This is a genomic window from Acinetobacter sp. IRS14 (assembly GCF_034650275.1).
Lineage (GTDB): Bacteria > Pseudomonadota > Gammaproteobacteria > Pseudomonadales > Moraxellaceae > Acinetobacter > Acinetobacter oleivorans.
On the sequence record NZ_JAOVFN010000003.1, the window covers coordinates 157,551 to 174,927 of the forward strand.

Sequence of the window (17,377 nt, forward strand, 5' to 3'; positions counted from 1 at the left end):
AATGGATGGCTTTGAGTAATAAGCAATAAATAAGAAAAATCATATTTATAGGGAGATAATATGATGGGTCATTACGTCTATTTAAATCAAAGAAATAATCACGTTTTATATATTCAAAAAATAGGTGTTTCATTAAGCCTAATTTTATTTATGTCTAAAGCAAATACAGCCAGTTTTGATATTGATAAAGACTGGAAGGTCGATACAAAAACGACATTAAGCTTAGGTGCTAGTTGGAGTACCCAAGATCCATCCGTTTCATTACTTTATCGGCCTGACGCAAACAAAATAGGCAAACAAGGCGCTAGCATTGATGTGAATGGTGATGATGGGCGTATGAATTTTAGTAAATATGATGCCATTTCACAGATTATTAGAGGCATAACCGAAGTTAAGCTAAATGGAAAACAACAAGGTGCGGTTATTAGCACTAAATACTGGTATGACCATGCTTATGAGACAGGACACGGAGACTTTAAACCCTTTAATGATTCAGCGTGGCCAAGGCTCGCCAAGTTCAAAGGTATCGATTTATGGAATGCCTATATATGGAAAGATTTTGAATTAGACGATGGAAAAAGCATCAATTTAAAATTAGGCAAACAGACTTTAAATTGGGGGAAATCTCAGTTTTTTCAAAACGGTTTAAATTCGGTGAGTGCCTTTGATTTTGCTGCAATTAACCGACCGGGTGGTGATGCAAAAGAAAGAATCATTCCAACTGAAATGTTTTCGTTCGACACAAGCATTAATAAAAATTTGAAAATAGAAGGGTTCTATCAATTTAAATTTAGACCTTCAGTTGTTGATGGTAACGGAACTTTCTTTGAGATTTCAGACTTTGTGCCCGAAAATGCAGGTCCAGTTCTGATTGCTGGAGGGGGAGATAAATTATCAGATACCGCAATTCGTTTACGTACCTATATTCCACGTGCAGAAAGTAGAAAAGCAAAGGATAACGGCCAATATGGTATTGCTTTAAAACAGACATTACCCAGTTTAAATAATGCTGAGTTAGGTATTTACTATGCGAACTACCATAGCCGTAATGCAAACTTTGATGGAACGGCTGTAACAGCAGTAGGACCAGAACATTTTAATACCGCAAGTTATTTTTCTATCTATCCTGAAAATATTAAAATGTTTGGATTAAGTCTGACTGGTAAAGTTGGCACAACAACCGTTTTTAGTGAATTAACCCACAAACCTAATCAACCTTTACAACTAAACGGCACAGACATTGTCTATGCTCAAGTACTATCGGAAGGAACGCCATTTGCGCCGCCGGGAAAAACTGTTGAATTGGGTCAATATATTCAAGGATATGTACGCTTACCCGTAACACAATTTTCGGTTGGAGCAACTGATAGCATATTCAATATTTGGGGCGCAAATTCGATGACATGGTCTACAGAGTTTGCCTTAAACCATATTGCAGATATTGGTAATCATCGGTTTGGCCGGACAGGCGCATTTGGCCGTAGTGAGCTGCCAACAGGGGCTTATAATCCTGAAACAGGCGATTTTAAATGTACGCCGTATGGTACAGCTCATCTTACTAATACAGAAATAGACAATTTAAATGAACGCTTTTGTAATAAAAAAGGATTTTTTAATGAATGGTCATTTGGCTACCGATTACGTGGTGCATTAAATTATCAAGATATTTTACCCTCTACAGTGATTACGCCAAGTCTTAGTTTTAGACATGATGTTTATGGATATAGCCAAAACTTTCAAGAAGGGCAAATGAGTGTAACTGCGGCGTTATCTATGACTTATCAGCAAAAATATACAACAGAGATTGCCTATAATAACTTTTTTGGTTCTAATGAATTTAGCACGATAGATGATCGAGATTTTTTATCATTAACATTTAAAGCTAATTTTTAGTTCAATTATTTTATAAAAAATATATAGAAATACTCGTTATAAATGAGATTTAGACGTGGAGGATAACTTTTGAAATTTAGATCAAAAATTGATTGGTGGCTTTTATTAATATTTGTTGTTATCACTGCCAATATCCTTATGAAGATTTATGAAGCAAATCATCATTATTCTTTAGCTTCAAATTTTCCATATCTCATCATTTATAGTTTAATCATTTTTCTTATTTGGCTCCCCATTTTTAATACTTATTATCTGGTAGAAAACAACACTTTAATGATTAAGAGCTTGGTATTTCGATGGAAAATTAATATTAATGATATTACTCAAATAGAACCTACTCATAATCCACTTTCATCTCCAGCGCTCTCATTAGATCGACTCAAAATTTATTATATGAAAAATGGAGAAATTAGTTCAGTGATGATTTCACCAAAAGATAAAGAACGTTTTTTTCAAGCCATAAACAAAAGACTCCATTAAAGTTGCTTGTTTAATTGCAAACATAAATTACGCTATTTCCATGACGACAAAAAATAAATGGAGATAACCCATGGCGACACGTTTTTTACTGCCAATTTTTGGCACTACGGTTTTAATTACATTAGCTGGATGCGCTTCATCCTCTCAATATCCAATTACCGACAGTTATGGGCCAGATCCAAAATTACCTGAGCCTAAATCAAGCCTATTACCAACCGTTAATATAGCTCCAGCAGAAGGCTGGCCGAGTGGGGTAATGCCAAAACCAGCAGAAGGTTTAAAGGTCAAAGCATTTGCCAAAGGACTTGAACATCCACGCTGGCTTTATGTATTACCAAATGGCGATGTATTAGTTGCTGAAACAGATGCCCCGCCTAAACCAGAGGACAGCAAAGGGATTAAAGGTAAAATTATGTCTTTTGTGATGAGACGTGCAGGCTCATCTCATCCAAGTGCAAACCGTATTAGCTTACTTCGTGACACCAATGGGGATGGCGTTGCTGACCAGAAAACTGTATTTCTTCAAAACTTAAATTCTCCATTTGGTATGGCATTGGTCGGTAATAACTTATATATCGCCAATACAGATGCACTGGTGCGTTTTCCTTATCAGGAAGGTGAAACTCAAATTACAGCCAGTGGAACCAAAGTGTTGGACTTACCAGGTGGCCCTTTAAATCACCACTGGACCAAAAATGTGATTGCTAACCCAGCTGGTACCAAGCTGTACATTACCGTTGGTTCTAACAGTAACGTTGCTGAAAATGGTTTAGATCAAGAAAAAGGCCGAGCACAAATTACAGAGTTTGATATTGCCAGTGGTCAGTCACGCCCATTTGCAACAGGCCTCCGTAATCCAAATGGTATGGCTTGGCAACCTCAAAGTGGAAAACTCTGGACGGTAGTTAATGAGCGCGATGAAATTGGTAGTGATCTAGTACCCGATTATATGACATCGGTTCAAGATGGAGCTTTTTATGGCTGGCCTTACAGCTACTATGGTCAACATGTTGATGTACGAGTTAAACCACAAAATCCAGCAATGGTTGCCCGTGCAATTAAACCAGACTATGCACTAGGCAACCATACGGCTTCTTTAGGCCTCACATTTTATGCAGCCGAACTCATGCCGCAATTTAGAGGAGGTGCATTGATCGGTCAGCATGGTTCTTGGAACCGTAAGCCTCACAGTGGTTATAAAGTCATTTTTGTACCATTTAGAAGTGGTCAACCTTCTGGTCCGCCGCAAGATATTTTGACTGGATTCCTCAGTGATAAAGGCAAAGCGTATGGTCGTCCTGTGGGGGTGGCAATTGATTTCTCAGGTGCTGTATTAGTTGCAGATGATGTGGGCAATACGATTTGGCGCGTTTCGCCAGTTGCAGAGACAACTTATGAAGCTCCAATGAAATATGCTATTGGAACCCCGCCAGGCACACCATAAAGTGTTTTAACAATCATTTATTAGCATGGGCGGCCTTTAGGCTTTATAGAGGTTCGCCCAAATGGCTATTATTTAATTTTTAAATAATTGAACAAAAAAAATACTAATTGGACTTTATAAGCCAACTTCTCAAAAATGAATATGTGAAAACGATAATGATGTTTAAGGAACAAACACATGAATACACATATTCGAATTGCCGTGGTCGGTGGTGGTATTGCTGGTCTGGCTTTAGCAAGTAATTTAAGTAAACACGCCCATTTAGATGTCCAAATGTTTGAATCTGCACCTCAGTTTTCTGAAATTGGGGCAGGGATTTCTTTTGGTGCCAATGCAGTCAAAGCCATTGAACTGTTAGGTTTAGCCAACGAATATCATGCAATTGCAGATCAAGTATCGCCACCATTTCAAGATGTTTGGTTTCAATGGCGCAATGGTTATACCGATGAATATTTATCTGCATCTATCGCGACAGGTATTGGACAATCATCTGTTCATCGTGCTGACTTTCTTGATGCCATTATTCCTCACATGCCTACGCAAAATGTCCACTTTTCTAAACGTCTAGAGGCGATTGAAGAAGAAGATGATCAGGTGATTCTGCATTTTAATGATGGTAGTCAGCATGAATGCGATTATTTGATTGGGGCTGACGGTATCCGCTCCGTGGCTCGCCAATATGTTTTAGCTTCTCATCATTTACCACCAGTTCATCCACATTTTTCAGGAACTTGGGCATATCGTGGCATTATTTCTCACGCTTCATTTAAAGAAGCTTTGCGACAAATAAATGGCGAAACAGATTTAGCAGATATTCCGCAAATGCTATTGGGCAAAGACAAACATATTTTAACGTTCCCAATTCGTAAGGGGGAGCAAATTAATATCGTTGCTTTCTGCTCAAACCGCGAAGATACAATACTACCAGCCGATACACCGTGGACTAAACCTGTCGATAAAGCTCAAATGCTTTCCGATTTTTCAGACTGGAGTGAAAGTTGCCAAACACTACTCGGTTTAATTGAACAGCCTACCATTTGGGCCTTACATGAAATTGAAGAACTTTCGACTTATCAAAGTACCTCAGGTCATGTCATTGTCATGGGCGACGCTGCACATGCCATGTTACCTCACCAAGGTGCAGGAGCAGGCCAAGGTCTTGAAGATGCATTAATACTTGCGGCCTTATTGTCGACAAAAAACTTACAAGCAGATCAGTTAACCGATGTGTCTTCGATATATGAAAAGCTCCGTTTAAAACGTGCTTGTCGTGTTCAGCAAACTTCTCGTGAGTCTGGTGAAATTTATGAGTGTTATTCGACTCAGTACCCAACGTTTGCCGAAATTGGCGAACATCTTGAGCATCGCTTTGACTGGTTATGGCAACATGACCTAGAAAAGGATGTTGCAGAAGTACAGCAACAATTACATCAATTAGGAATGGCAACCATTTAAATAAATTTTTGTTTTACACACAATTTGCTAAGGAAAGCAATTATGGAAAAACTAAATGCAAATCAATTGATTGATGATGCAAGATTAACACCATTACATTGGCGGGTGATCTTGCTGAGTGCGCTCATTATTATTTTTGATGGCTATGATTTAGTCATTTATGGTGTGGCATTGCCTAAGCTCATGCAACATTGGCAGTTAGATAGTATGACTGCTGGATTGCTGGGCAGTGTTGCATTATTTGGCATGATGTTTGGTGCAATGATTTTCGGTAGTTTGGCCGACAAATTAGAGTCGTATGGCTTTAGCCGTAAGCGTTTAATTATGCTTTGTGTCTTCATTTTTAGCGGTTTTACGGTGTTATGTGGTTTTGCTAATAGCCCTAAAGAGTTTGCCATTTATCGTTTTATTGCTGGCCTCGGTTTGGGCGGTGTAATGCCAAATGTCATTGCCATAATGACCGAATTTGCTCCAAAGAAATTACGATCAACTTTGGTATCGCTCATGTTTAGCGGCTATGCAATTGGTGGCATGAGCTCAGCGCTTTTAGGTATGTGGTTGGTTCCTAAATTTGGTTGGCAAATCATGTTTATTTTGGCGGGTATTCCACTCATTTCATTACCGATTATTTGGAAATTTTTACCCGAATCAATTGATTATCTGGTACGCCAGAAAAAATGGAATGAGGTACGTGACTTACTTAAACAGTTAGCGCCACAACAAAACATAGCTGATCATACAACCATCGTATTACATCAAGAAAATCAACAAACTGCGGCTCGACCTTTGGTTGCTCTTTTTACCGAGAACCGTGCTTTAGTCACTGTGTTTTTCTGGCTGAGTGTATTTATGGCTTTATTGATGGTGTATGCGCTCGGTAACTGGATACCAAAACTTATGGTCGAGGCAGGATATGATTTATCAACCAGTCTAGTCTTTTTACTAGCGCTAAACTTGGGCGGGATGTTGGGCGCAATCGGTGGAGGATACTTTGCTGATCGTTTTCACCTAGGCAAGGTCATTTGTTCACTCTTCTTAGCAGGTGCAATTTCACTTTACTTGCTGAGCTATGCTTTACCCATGGTCATCTTATATTTCTGTATTGCCATTGCAGGAGCGGCGTCTATTGGCGGGCAAATTTTATTGCTCGCTTATATGGCTCAGTTTTATCCTTCACCAATTCGCAGTACTAGCATTGGTATGGCTTTGGGTGTAGGCCGTATTGGAGCGATTTTAGGACCGATTTTATGCGGCTGGCTTTTAAGTTTGCATTTACCCATTGAATATAATTTTATCGCACTAGCCATTCCTTGTGTGCTGGCAACTTTAAGTGTTATTGCCATAAGTATTTGTAATCGAACCAACCGTGTAAAGCTAAATTCAAGTATATCTCCATAAGAATTAAGCATTTTTATTCCTGTAAAAGGAACTAAACTCTAAGCAAAGAAGTTAAAGTCTTTGTTTAGAGTATTTAAAGGATCAGAACCATGGATTTAGGTTTGATTAAAGTTTTTGTCTGTATTTATGAGTCTCGGCATATTAGTAAAGCTGCTGATAAATTGAATTTGAGTCAGCCTTCTGTGACTTATAATTTGAACCGTTTACGCCGTCAATTAAATGACGAGTTGTTCACCCGAAGCAGAGGTGGCGTCGAACCTACAAAAGTTGCACATGAGCTTTATCCAATTTTTCATCAAGCAATTTTTAATATTGAATCAGCGATTGCTCAAGCACAGGAGTTTCATCCTCAAAACTCCAATAAAACTTTCCGAATCGGACTCTCTGATGCAGGGGAGATTTGCCTATTGCCTAGTCTTATGGCCTTTTTGCAGAAAACAGCGCCCTATATTCAAATTGAGATTGAAGAGATTCAGTCGTCTAAGGTCGAACAGTGGCTTATTGATGGCTTTTTAGATCTAGCCGTATTTAATAGTACACAGACCATAATGCCTAAAATAGAAACACGTACTTTATTTGAAGAAAGATATGTATGCATTGCAAGAGCTGACCATCCAAGGCTACAGCAGCAACTGACATTAGATCAATATTTGCAAGAAGATCATATTGCTATCAAGTCATCGACAGGGCATATCCAAGTTGAGCAATATTTAAAAACAATGGATTTGAAGCGACGAATTCGTTTAGAGGTTCCACATTTTAGTGTTTTACAAGGTGTTTTGCAGAGTTCAGATATGTTGGTAACTTTACCATCGCGAGCAGCTCGGCATTATCTAGCACATGGTAATGTCCAAATGTTTGAATTACCTTTTGCCATGGATTCTTTTAAAGTGAGCTTGAACTGGTTTAATCGTAGCGATGATATTATTGCCAGAAAGTGGCTGATTCAATCTGTCGGTCAAATATTTGAAGTTTTATAAAAACTATTTACAGCTACTTAAAATTTCATTTTCAGATTAAGCGCTCTGATCTGAGAACTTAAAGTTCTTTCCAATTTATTATTAAATTTTGATAGCATTCGCGTTATACAGAATAAGAATTGTATATGAATTATGACAGATCAATTAAGAGCAAAATTTGAAAATTTAGAACTGAACGCAGGTTTAGGTAAAATCAGCGCCTTTATTTCGATGTCACTCAGCTTACTTTGTCTGTTTGGTGCATTATGCTTTTTATTTCCCAGTGTATTAACGACTCCAGAACTGCGTCCTCTTTACGCAAAACATTATCATCTTTTTTATTATGGCCTGATTACGGGCATTATTATTAGCGCTGGTTTCGGTGCATTTAGTGCAATTGTCCGTCAAAACCGATATGGCTTTTACGGACTATGTTTTTCACTTGTAGCAGCAGTTTTGGGCTGTGGTGTAATAGAGGCGCCCGTTTTACCAAGTGTACCGTTTTATGCAGGTATCGATTATTTTGTACTGACCTTATTCATTTTAGCGTTCATTTTTATTCCGCTTGAAGGTTTTTTTGCTAAAAATCCTGAACAGAAAATATTAAGGGTGGGCTGGGTGACTGATATGAAATATTTCATGGTCAGCCATGTTGGCATTCAATTATTTAGCTTTTTAACCGTCATGCCGATTCAATATTGGATTACGCATCTACCTGATAATCCAATTGTGCCTTATGTACAAGCTCAGCCGATTTGGTTGCAATTTATTGAACTATTAATTGTGGTCGACTTTACGGTGTATTGGTTACATCGTGCTATGCATGAAGTTAATTTCTTATGGCGCTTTCACGCGATTCATCATTCGACTGAATATATGGATTGGTTAGCATCTTCTCGTTTGCATTTCATTGAAGTGCTAATGACTCGCTTTATTGCGACTTTACCGATTTTCCTATTGGGTTTTCATACTTCAGCTGTTTTTGCTTATTTAGTTTTTATTTCATTTCACGCTATTTTCATTCATTCGAATGTGCGTTTTCGTTTTCCATATTTGCGCTGGATTATCGCAACGCCAGAATTCCACCATTGGCATCATTCTTCAGAAAAACCTGCCATTGATAAAAATTACGCTGCGTTTATTCCACTCTATGATGTCATTTTTAAAAGCGTATATATGCCTAAACATTTGGCGAGTGTATATGGAACAGTGGGTTATAAAATCCCAAATAGTTTTATAAAACAGTTTACTTGGCCTTTTAAAAAGTATGTAAAGCGTTTTTTAAAACCTTGGCGTGATCAGTAAAATAAAAAACAGCCTTGATCGAGGCTGTTTTTTTAATCCTTATTTGCTTTTAATATTTTTAAAAATCATTAGAAGGGCAATCAGTGCAAGCCCAATAATTAAACTCATATAAATATTGGCACTGTTCATAAGTCCGATTTTACCCACAAAGTAGCCTGCCAGAATTGCTGGAACACTAAAAGCCAAATAGCTTTCAACAAAGAATGCGGCCATTAAACCTGCACGTTCTTCGGGTAAAGCGAGGGGCATGACTGTGCGAATTGCTCCCATAAAAGCTGTACCAAAACCGACTCCAGTAATAATAGAACCAATAAATAGAATCACGGCACTTGTAAAATTGATCGCTAAAAATAAAACGGTTGCACCAATAATGATGGATAAGGTGCCCGTGAGCAAAATACGCAAATTGGTAGATTTTCTAAGAGTCAGAATCCCTGCCGCACCTGAAAGTGCGAGCGCCATAAACATACTGCCGTTTAGCCAAGCTGAAGATGTCTGAAAAATTTTTGCCAGTAAAGAGGGCATAAGTGATAAGAAAAAACCACTGACCATCCAAAGTGCAATATTAATAGGGCTAATACTTAATAGAGCACCTCTTGCTTGATGAGGAATAGCCATGTTGGGTTTTAGTGAAGCCAAAGCTCCAGATCTTTTGCGGACAGTCTCAGGGTTAAAGAAACTTAGAATAAGTTCAAGTGCAAACAAAACACATAAGAGTTCAAAAACCAAATGTAATGGTTGAGCTGAAAATTGCAGAATAAAACATGTAATAAAAACGCCTACTGCCATGCCGACCATTGGAGCAATACTATTAATTAGGGAACCATGATGCTTACTAAAATCTAAAATTGCAGCTCCAATTGCAGAAACGGCAAGACCTGTTGCGATACCTTGTAAGCCACGCGCAATAAATAACATAGAAACATCTGAGGCAAAAAGAAAAAAGCTCATTGAAGCGATTTGCAAAAAAATTGCTGAAATAATGACGGGCCGACGTCCGATATAATCAGATAAAGAACCAATAATGAGTAAAGAAGCAAGTAATGTAAACGCGTAGGTTGCAAAAATTAAAGTTAAGATAACGGGCGAAAATTGCCATATCTGCTGATACAAACGATATAAAGGCGTAGGGGCACTAGACGCCGCCATAAAGGTCATAAGCGTGATTGTGTTTAAGGTCAATGCTACTGTTGAATCTAACTGAAAAACTGATCCAGACCGTTTTGAACTTGAATTGTTCATATAAGATGAATAACATAAAAGCGAATATTTAGCTTTTATACATGATTTTTACACTAAAGCAAATCATTAGCTTTAGTGTATTTTGTATATACAAATATTATTTTAATCGTTTTTATTGAAGTAGAGCTAATTAATGGCAAAAGTTGTTACTGGGTTACGCCCGGGTGGTCGTAGTGAAAGAATTCAAACTGCGGTACATCAAGCAGTAAAAGAGCTTCAAAAAAATCTGGAGCAAAGCCAAATTACTATACCCATGATTGCTGATGAAGCAGGTGTAACACCTTCTACAATTTATCGTCGTTGGGGAGATATCAATCAGTTATTTTCAGATGTTGCTCTTAATGAGCTGAAACCCGATATGGAGCCAAAAGATTTAGGCTCATTTCAGCTTGATATCACGACATGGGTCGAACAATATTTCGAAGAGTACTCTTCTGAAGTAGGGCAAACATTGCTACGAGATTTGCTATATGCAACTGAATCTTCAAACGCTCGAAAGTGTGAAATTTTAATCGTTCAACAACTTGATATTATTCAAGCCAGAGCTAAGGCGCGTAGTGAATTAACTATAGAAAATCAAGAAATTATCGAAGCTGTGATTGCACCTATGTTATTCCGCATCTTATTCACTGATCGTACATTAAGCTTAGACTACGTCCATATTTTATTAGAGCGGTTATTTAAGGCCCACCCTAATTTTAATTAATTTATCACATCTTATTAGGGTAATTTTTTAACAAGAAATAGACATTTTCTCTTGTTAAAAAATTATATATCAATTTTTCTTATTATTTTTAAATTAAATTTTCATAATTTATAATTTACATGTTTTTAATAAAATCATTTATTTAATAAATGGTAGTCCTGAATCAGTTAAACAAGTCCTTAAAGCCGATTTTATTAACTTAAATAGGGTTTAATTTTAATATAAACAATAATTTAATATTATTTTTAATAAATTTTATAATTTTTTAAATCTTAAAATAAAAAGTATTCTATACAAATTAATGCATGATTTTTTAATTTGACATTTTTTAAATTTATAACACAGGGTGTTTTTTATTCTTTACAATGGCTTTTCCTTGTTAAAGCAGCTTGTGGTGCTCGCTTTATATTTTATTTTTTTATCCCCATCGAAAAGGTATTTAGATAATGGATTTCAATACCCTTGACCAAGAAACAGTACAGAAAAAACAGAAATTTCACCAAATTTTGTATGTACAGGTCATTTTTGCAATTATTTTGGGCATTTTAATTGGTCATTTTTACCCAGAACTTGGCGAAAGTTTAAAACCGCTTGGTGATGCATTCATCAAGATCGTTAAAATGATTATTGCTCCCGTCATCTTTTTAACAGTTGTTACAGGCATTGCCAGTATGACAAACATGAGCCGTGTGGGCCGTGTAACTGGTAAAGCGATGCTTTATTTTCTGACCTTCTCAAGCTTGGCTCTTGTGGTTGGTATGATTGTGGCAAATATTATCCAACCGGGTAAAGGCCTTAACATCGATCCTGCTACCTTAGTCAACGACAAAGTAAATACTTACGTTGAAAAGGCACATGCAACAAATATTACCGATTTCTTCATGAATATTATCCCGCAAACCTTGGTCAGTCCTCTGGCTGGTGGCGAGATTTTGCAGGTGTTATTTGTAGCGGTATTATTTGGTATTTCTTTAGCTGCTTTAGGCGACCGAGCGCGCCCAATTACCGATTTTTTAAATAACTTAACAGCTCCAGTTTTCTACTTGGTTGGTATGTTAATGAAGCTTGCTCCAATTGGTGCTTTTGGTGCAATGGCTTTCACGATCGGAGCTTATGGAATCGAATCAATTGGTAATTTATTATTATTAATTATGACGTTCTATATTACTGCGGTGTTATTTGTCGTAGTGATCTTAGGTGCAGTCGCTCGTTACAACGGTTTTTCAATTATTCACTTAATTCGTTATATCAAAGATGAACTTTGGTTGGTTTTAGGAACAAGTTCTTCAGAAGCAGCTTTACCATCTTTAATGGACAAAATGCAAAAAGCAGGTTGTGAAAAATCGGTGGTAGGTTTAGTGATTCCAACAGGTTATTCATTTAACCTTGATGGTACAAATATCTACATGACTATGGCAGCTCTGTTTATTGCACAAGCGTGTAATGTAGATTTATCAATTAGTGAACAAATTGCCTTGCTTCTTGTTGCAATGGTAAGTTCTAAAGGTGCGGCAGGGGTGACTGGTGCAGGCTTTATTACTCTGGCTGCAACTCTATCCGTTGTGCCGGCTGTTCCTGTCGCAGGTATGGCTTTAATTCTTGGTATCGACCGTTTTATGTCTGAATGCCGTGCATTAACAAACTTAGTTGGTAATGCTTGTGCAACAATTGTGGTGGCACGTTGGGATAAGGCTTTAGATAAAGATCTTCTTGATAAAGCATTAAAGAACCATAAAGCAGATTAACCTTACAAAATAAAAAAATCTGTAGCTAAGGGCAATTTGGGAGAGTAGCCCTGCTACAGATTTTTTATTTAATAACTAAAAAATATATTTTAATTAAGCCATTCTAAAGTTCTGCAACATTACTTGTCTTTCAAGAAAGACAGTACTGTAATTAAAATCAAGTCGTAAAAAATTATGCTTTTAAGTGATCCTCAAACTCTTCACCTAATTGCATAGCTAATGAATTACCTGCTAACTCACAAGTGACTAAACCATATTCTTTTTTAAAACTAAAAGTAAAACCTTTCCCGTCAGCGAGATTTTTAACAGAATACCCTAACTTTTCTAACCAAATACGAAACGCAATCAAATTTTTAGCTTTAACAACCTTTTTCACGTGAGAACTCCTTCTATCCGTGGCATTACATCTTATTTATTAATAGGGTTTTAATTGGATTTTTTAAAGGGGTAAAACTTTTTTTTATTTTTCAACTTGTAAAAAAGTAAGAAAAGATTTTATTTTTATAAAATAATAAATTCATTATATGTATGAAAAATAATAAATTTTTATTTAAAGAGCAGTCTTCTTGAGTGTTTTTGAAAATATAAACTCAACGTAATTTTTAGAATAGTGAGTAAATAAAAAACAGAGTAAATGTAAAAAATAATTACAGACAACAGCTAATAAGCAAAAAGATACAGTTCTTAAAATGAAACCGTATCTTTTTTTAAAGCTCAATTTTAGAAATTATCTTTAAGAGTACGTATATGTGCGAAGTCTTCAACACTTTCTGCGCGAAGAAAGGGGTTGGTCGCCAATTCAAGTTCAATCGTACTTGGTAGCGTGATTAAACCTTGTTTACGTAGTTCACGGACTTCTTGAGCTCGTTCTGCTAAGGCAAGATTATGCGGTTCTACTGTTAAAGCAAATTCGGCATTTGAAAGCGTGTATTCATGTGTGCAATAAACTTTTGTGTTGGTTGGTAATGCTGCTAGACGGCACAGTGAGTGATACATTTGTTCAGCCGTACCTTCAAATAAGCGACCACATCCCATTGCAAATAAAGTATCACCACAAAATACAGCTTCTAATTCTTCAATAAAATATACAATGTGTCCTAAGGTATGACCTGGGGTTGCAATAATCTCTACTTTTAAATCATTAAATTTTAGATGATCGTCATGTTGTAAGGGGTGGGTAATTCCCGGAATTTTTGTGAGCTCATCACGGGGACCATAGACAGTAATATTTTGGGCAGCCGTTAAATCAGCAACACCACCTATATGGTCTTTATGCCAATGAGTAAGCCAAATTTGTTTTAAATTTAACTGATGCTTCTGACAAAATTGGGTGACTAGTTCCGCTTCTGTTGGGTCAACTGCTACAGCTTCTTGGGTTTCAGTATCTTCTAAAATCCAGATATAGTTTTGGAGGGCATTCTGCACATCAATAAAATGAATTCTATAACGCATTGTTTTATCCTGAAACTAAATCCAAAGAGTAAATGAATAATAATGACTAAGTTTGATCATACCAGAAAATGGTATTGAGCCATGTGCTCAACTATCTTTAAGAAAAGAGTTATATAAAACAAAAAAAGCCCTCTAGAAGAGAGCTTTTTTGTATGGATGACTTAACGGAGTTTAGCGAGCCAGTTTCCTAGCGTTTGTACAATCTGTACTAATAGTAATAGGATAATGACTGTTAAAATCACAACGCTAGTATCAAAACGTTGATAACCATAAGAAATTGCTAAATCACCAATACCACCTGCACCAACTGCGCCAGCCATAGCGGTTGCACCAATAAGACTGATTGTCGCTGTTGTAAGGTTTAAAATGAGCGAACTACGTGCTTCAGGCAAAATAAAGCGATAGATAATTTGCCAAGGTGTAGCACCCATTGCTTGAGCAGATTCAATAATTCCTTCATTGACTTCAAGCAATGAAGTTTCAATCAGACGTCCCATATAAGGACCAACATAAATAGTCAATGGAACAATAGCTGCCCATGTACCAATTGAAGTACCTACTAATAGCTTAGTAAGAGGAATCACTGCAATAAGTAAAATAATAAAAGGAAGGGAGCGTAAAGCATTTACAATTGGATTAAGTAAATGATAAATCACTTTATTCGGTAAAATGCCATCTGGACGGGTAACTAATAAAATAATTCCCTGAATAAATCCCCAAATACCACCAAACAAAAGTGCGAAGAAAACCATATTAAAGGTTTCTTGCAAAGCTGTAACGAATTGATCAATAGAAAGGGAGCTTTGCCAGAAAGGTTGAGTAAGTTCAGTTAACCATTGTACGATTAAATCTCTCATACTTGATCTCCTGATTGAACTACACCTACTTCATTTTCTTCCAAAAAATCAATAGCTTGTTTGATGAGCTGAGGATCACCTAAAAGCTGCACAAACATTTGACCAATGACGGTGCCATTAATTTCAGTCATATTCGCAAATAAAATATTTAAGCTAATATCGAATTTTTTAATCAGTGACTGAATTACAGGTTCTTGAGCAGAACGTCCTAAAAACTGTAAGCAGTAAATACTATGATGATGCTGGTTTTCGAGCTGATTTAAAATATTTACAGGCAACTGTTGATGTAAAACAGTTTGAATGAAGTTTTTAGTCGTTGGATGTTGAGGTTTGCTAAAAATATCAATCGTTGAACCTTGTTCAATGACTTTACCTGCTTCCATTACAGCCACATGATCACAAATAGTTTCGATAACATCCATTTCATGGGTCACCATAACAATCGTGATTTTTTGCTCTTGATTAATTTTCTTCAGCAGTTCTAAAACTGATTTGGTAGTTTGCGGATCTAGAGCAGAAGTTGCTTCATCACACAAAAGAATTTTTGGATGATTTGCCAAAGCACGGGCAATACCGACACGTTGCTTTTGTCCGCCAGAAAGCTCATCTGGATAAGCATCTTTTTTATGCTTAAGATCAATGAACTCCAATAACTCATTCAGGCGTTTTTCACGTTCTACCTTATTGTAATTCAGTAGGCGCATTGGCATTTCAATATTTTCAGCAACTGTCTTGGTTTGTAGCAGATTGAAGTGCTGGAAAATCATTCCAATGTTTGCACGTTCCTGACGTAATGAGCGTGCATCCAAAGCAGTGAAATCTTTCTGATTAATAATGATTTGACCTTCAGTTGGTCGCTCAAGAAGGTTGATCAGGCGGATTAAGGTACTTTTACCTGCACCACTATAGCCAATGATGCCAAAAATACTGCCCTCTGGAATCTCTAAATTGATTTCGTCGAGTGCGCGTATGGTTTGATTTTTGAGCTGATAGTGCTTTGAAATGTTTTTAAATTGAATCATATCTTCAGAAGCTATGCTGGAAAGAAAAAACAGGCAAAGAGAATTTGCCTGTTTCACGTTTGGGCTATTATATTACTATTTAGCTTCTGAGAGATAGCTGATTGGTTTGTCTACGTCAACTTTTGTTCCACCAAAGTGTTCTTCAATGTATTTTTTAACAGCTGCATTGTGGTAAAGCTTACCAACTTTTTGTAAGACAGGATCATTTTTACGTGATTCAGCAGTTGCTAGAACGTTGACACTAATTTTTGAGATTTGATCAATAGGTTCATAGAACATAGAATCTTTGAGTACGTTTAAACCTCCCTCGAGTGCTATGGTATTATTTAATACAACTGCATCAAATTCATTTTTAAGACGTAATGCAGTTTCCATTTTGATTGGTTTGATGTTGATCTTTTTGGGATTTTCGATAACATCAATTGGACTGCCCTGAATAGGATTAAAGTCAGCTTTAAGCTTGATTAAGCCAGCAGTTTGTAACAAGAGTAGCGCACGAGATTCGCTGGCAGCATCATCCGGGATTGAAATAATTGCACCTTCAGGAAGTTCTTCAATTTTTTTGTATTTACTTGAATAAATCCCCATTGGCTCAATATAAGTGGTAGAAACCGCTGCAATCTTATCCGGGTTTGAATTATTAAATGCAGTAAGATAAGAATAAGCTTGGAATGCGTTCAAATCTACTTCTTTATTTGCAATTGCTGTATTCATTGAAACGGAGTCTGTGAAGTTTTTCACTTCTAACTTTAAGCCAGCAGCTTGGGTTTCAGGTAAAGATGCGATATAACGCCAAATTTCAGCATCCGAACCTGTAGAGGCAATTACTACCTTTTGTACTTTGGTACTATCATTGTTTTGTTCGGCTTGTTGAGCATTTTCTTGTTTGCTACATGCTGTCAATAATACTACTGACATGCTTAAAAAAAGGCTGATCAGCTTTTTCATTTAAAAAAGTCCTGATTAAGATATAGAACAATAACGATTGATCTATATCAATATGAAAAGAGAGGAGTTGGAATTACAACTAGTCTAAACTCTGTGATCTTTTTCTGGGGTTCCATAATTTGCTTGCATATTTTGGCTATAACAGAGGGTAATTGTTTAATAAACAAAAACTGTTTCCCCAAACAGTTCATCCCCAACAGTAGCCAAACGAGCATTCATAAATTTAGAATATTAAAAAACTCTCTACAGGCATAATTTGTAGAGCAAGTCTTTATGGAAATTATTAAAACAGCAGTGTCTGATGACAGTTACAACTATGTACTAATGATAGCAATAAAAGTATGCTTGATATAGGGGGCTTCTTTTTGTTTGTTGATATCTTTAGCAAAATTTTAAAGATTTATACGATTTTCTTATATCGTGATACGTAATAAAAAAGCCTCTATATAGAGGCTTTTTTATTAGCATTTT

General features: G+C 36.6%; 15 protein-coding genes. 9 read left to right on the forward strand and 6 right to left on the reverse strand.

Annotated elements, in window-relative coordinates:
- Positions 1-63: 63 nt before the first annotated feature.
- The 7 genes from ODQ17_RS04425 (at position 64) to ODQ17_RS04455 (ending at position 8,934) form a co-directional block, all read left to right on the forward strand.
- The gene (locus tag ODQ17_RS04425; protein WP_322902117.1) at positions 64-1,893 is read left to right on the forward strand and encodes a DUF1302 domain-containing protein; all 1,830 of its coding nucleotides are present in this window, start codon (positions 64-66) and stop codon (positions 1,891-1,893) included.
- Positions 1,894-1,962: 69 nt separating this feature from the next.
- Positions 1,963-2,373 (forward strand): PH domain-containing protein, encoded by a 411-nt coding sequence (locus ODQ17_RS04430; RefSeq protein ID WP_322901959.1) that lies wholly within the window; start codon positions 1,963-1,965, stop codon positions 2,371-2,373.
- A gap of 70 nt (positions 2,374-2,443) precedes the next feature.
- Complete coding sequence (locus ODQ17_RS04435) at positions 2,444-3,817, forward strand: PQQ-dependent sugar dehydrogenase (protein WP_322901961.1); 1,374 nt, start codon at positions 2,444-2,446, stop codon at positions 3,815-3,817.
- A 177-nt stretch (positions 3,818-3,994) separates the two neighbouring features.
- A complete protein-coding gene (salA, locus tag ODQ17_RS04440; protein WP_322901963.1) occupies positions 3,995-5,272 on the forward strand; it encodes a salicylate 1-monooxygenase in 1,278 nt (425 codons plus the stop codon).
- A 42-nt stretch (positions 5,273-5,314) separates the two neighbouring features.
- Entirely contained in the window at positions 5,315-6,670 is a 1,356-nt protein-coding gene (locus ODQ17_RS04445; RefSeq protein WP_322901965.1) for an MFS transporter, read from the forward strand.
- 89 nt (positions 6,671-6,759) lie between these two features.
- On the forward strand, positions 6,760-7,650 hold the full coding sequence (locus tag ODQ17_RS04450) for a LysR family transcriptional regulator (RefSeq protein ID WP_322901967.1): 891 nt from the start codon (positions 6,760-6,762) through the stop codon (positions 7,648-7,650).
- Positions 7,651-7,782: 132 nt separating this feature from the next.
- Positions 7,783-8,934: a sterol desaturase family protein gene (locus ODQ17_RS04455; protein ID WP_322901969.1), complete on the forward strand. Its 1,152-nt coding sequence runs from the start codon at positions 7,783-7,785 to the stop codon at positions 8,932-8,934.
- 39 nt (positions 8,935-8,973) lie between these two features.
- Here ODQ17_RS04455 and ODQ17_RS04460 read toward each other — a convergent pair whose 3' ends face one another.
- Positions 8,974-10,176, reverse strand: a complete 1,203-nt coding sequence (locus ODQ17_RS04460) for an MFS transporter (protein ID WP_322901971.1) — start codon at positions 10,174-10,176, stop codon at positions 8,974-8,976.
- A gap of 133 nt (positions 10,177-10,309) precedes the next feature.
- Between ODQ17_RS04460 and ODQ17_RS04465 the strand changes: the two genes are divergently transcribed.
- Positions 10,310-10,882, forward strand: a complete 573-nt coding sequence (locus ODQ17_RS04465; protein ID WP_322901973.1) for a TetR/AcrR family transcriptional regulator — start codon at positions 10,310-10,312, stop codon at positions 10,880-10,882.
- Positions 10,883-11,328: 446 nt separating this feature from the next.
- A complete protein-coding gene (locus ODQ17_RS04470) occupies positions 11,329-12,627 on the forward strand; it encodes a dicarboxylate/amino acid:cation symporter (protein WP_004791418.1) in 1,299 nt (432 codons plus the stop codon).
- Positions 12,628-12,799: 172 nt separating this feature from the next.
- Here the strand turns inward: ODQ17_RS04470 and ODQ17_RS04475 are convergent, their stop codons facing one another.
- From ODQ17_RS04475 to ODQ17_RS04495, 5 genes are all read right to left on the reverse strand, one after another.
- Positions 12,800-13,003 (reverse strand): hypothetical protein, encoded by a 204-nt coding sequence (locus ODQ17_RS04475; protein WP_003652518.1) that lies wholly within the window; start codon positions 13,001-13,003, stop codon positions 12,800-12,802.
- A gap of 344 nt (positions 13,004-13,347) precedes the next feature.
- Positions 13,348-14,079: a hydroxyacylglutathione hydrolase gene (gene gloB, locus ODQ17_RS04480; RefSeq protein WP_322901976.1), complete on the reverse strand. Its 732-nt coding sequence runs from the start codon at positions 14,077-14,079 to the stop codon at positions 13,348-13,350.
- 161 nt (positions 14,080-14,240) lie between these two features.
- The gene (locus ODQ17_RS04485) at positions 14,241-14,936 is read right to left on the reverse strand and encodes a methionine ABC transporter permease (RefSeq protein ID WP_322901978.1); all 696 of its coding nucleotides are present in this window, start codon (positions 14,934-14,936) and stop codon (positions 14,241-14,243) included.
- Entirely contained in the window at positions 14,933-15,958 is a 1,026-nt protein-coding gene (locus ODQ17_RS04490; protein ID WP_322901980.1) for a methionine ABC transporter ATP-binding protein, read from the reverse strand. Before ODQ17_RS04490 ends, ODQ17_RS04485 begins: the two co-directional genes overlap by 4 nt.
- 75 nt (positions 15,959-16,033) lie before the next feature.
- Positions 16,034-16,906, reverse strand: a complete 873-nt coding sequence (locus tag ODQ17_RS04495) for a MetQ/NlpA family ABC transporter substrate-binding protein (RefSeq protein ID WP_013197323.1) — start codon at positions 16,904-16,906, stop codon at positions 16,034-16,036.
- Positions 16,907-17,377: the final 471 nt, after the last annotated feature.

Excerpts from the sequence above, each read along its gene's own strand:
- ODQ17_RS04445 (WP_322901965.1), top strand. The coding sequence starts at position 5,315 with ATGGAAAAACTAAATGCAAATCAATTGATTGATGATGCAAGATTAACA.
- salA (WP_322901963.1), top strand. The coding sequence starts at position 3,995 with ATGAATACACATATTCGAATTGCCGTGGTCGGTGGTGGTATTGCTGGT.
- ODQ17_RS04450 (WP_322901967.1), top strand. The coding sequence starts at position 6,760 with ATGGATTTAGGTTTGATTAAAGTTTTTGTCTGTATTTATGAGTCTCGG.
- ODQ17_RS04470 (WP_004791418.1), top strand. The coding sequence starts at position 11,329 with ATGGATTTCAATACCCTTGACCAAGAAACAGTACAGAAAAAACAGAAA.
- ODQ17_RS04455 (WP_322901969.1), top strand. The coding sequence starts at position 7,783 with ATGACAGATCAATTAAGAGCAAAATTTGAAAATTTAGAACTGAACGCA.
- gloB (WP_322901976.1), bottom strand. The coding sequence starts at position 14,079 with ATGCGTTATAGAATTCATTTTATTGATGTGCAGAATGCCCTCCAAAAC.
- ODQ17_RS04465 (WP_322901973.1), top strand. The coding sequence starts at position 10,310 with ATGGCAAAAGTTGTTACTGGGTTACGCCCGGGTGGTCGTAGTGAAAGA.
- ODQ17_RS04425 (WP_322902117.1), top strand. The coding sequence starts at position 64 with ATGGGTCATTACGTCTATTTAAATCAAAGAAATAATCACGTTTTATAT.
- ODQ17_RS04495 (WP_013197323.1), bottom strand. The coding sequence starts at position 16,906 with ATGAAAAAGCTGATCAGCCTTTTTTTAAGCATGTCAGTAGTATTATTG.
- ODQ17_RS04485 (WP_322901978.1), bottom strand. The coding sequence starts at position 14,936 with ATGAGAGATTTAATCGTACAATGGTTAACTGAACTTACTCAACCTTTC.
- ODQ17_RS04490 (WP_322901980.1), bottom strand. The coding sequence starts at position 15,958 with ATGATTCAATTTAAAAACATTTCAAAGCACTATCAGCTCAAAAATCAA.
- ODQ17_RS04460 (WP_322901971.1), bottom strand. The coding sequence starts at position 10,176 with ATGAACAATTCAAGTTCAAAACGGTCTGGATCAGTTTTTCAGTTAGAT.
- ODQ17_RS04435 (WP_322901961.1), top strand. The coding sequence starts at position 2,444 with ATGGCGACACGTTTTTTACTGCCAATTTTTGGCACTACGGTTTTAATT.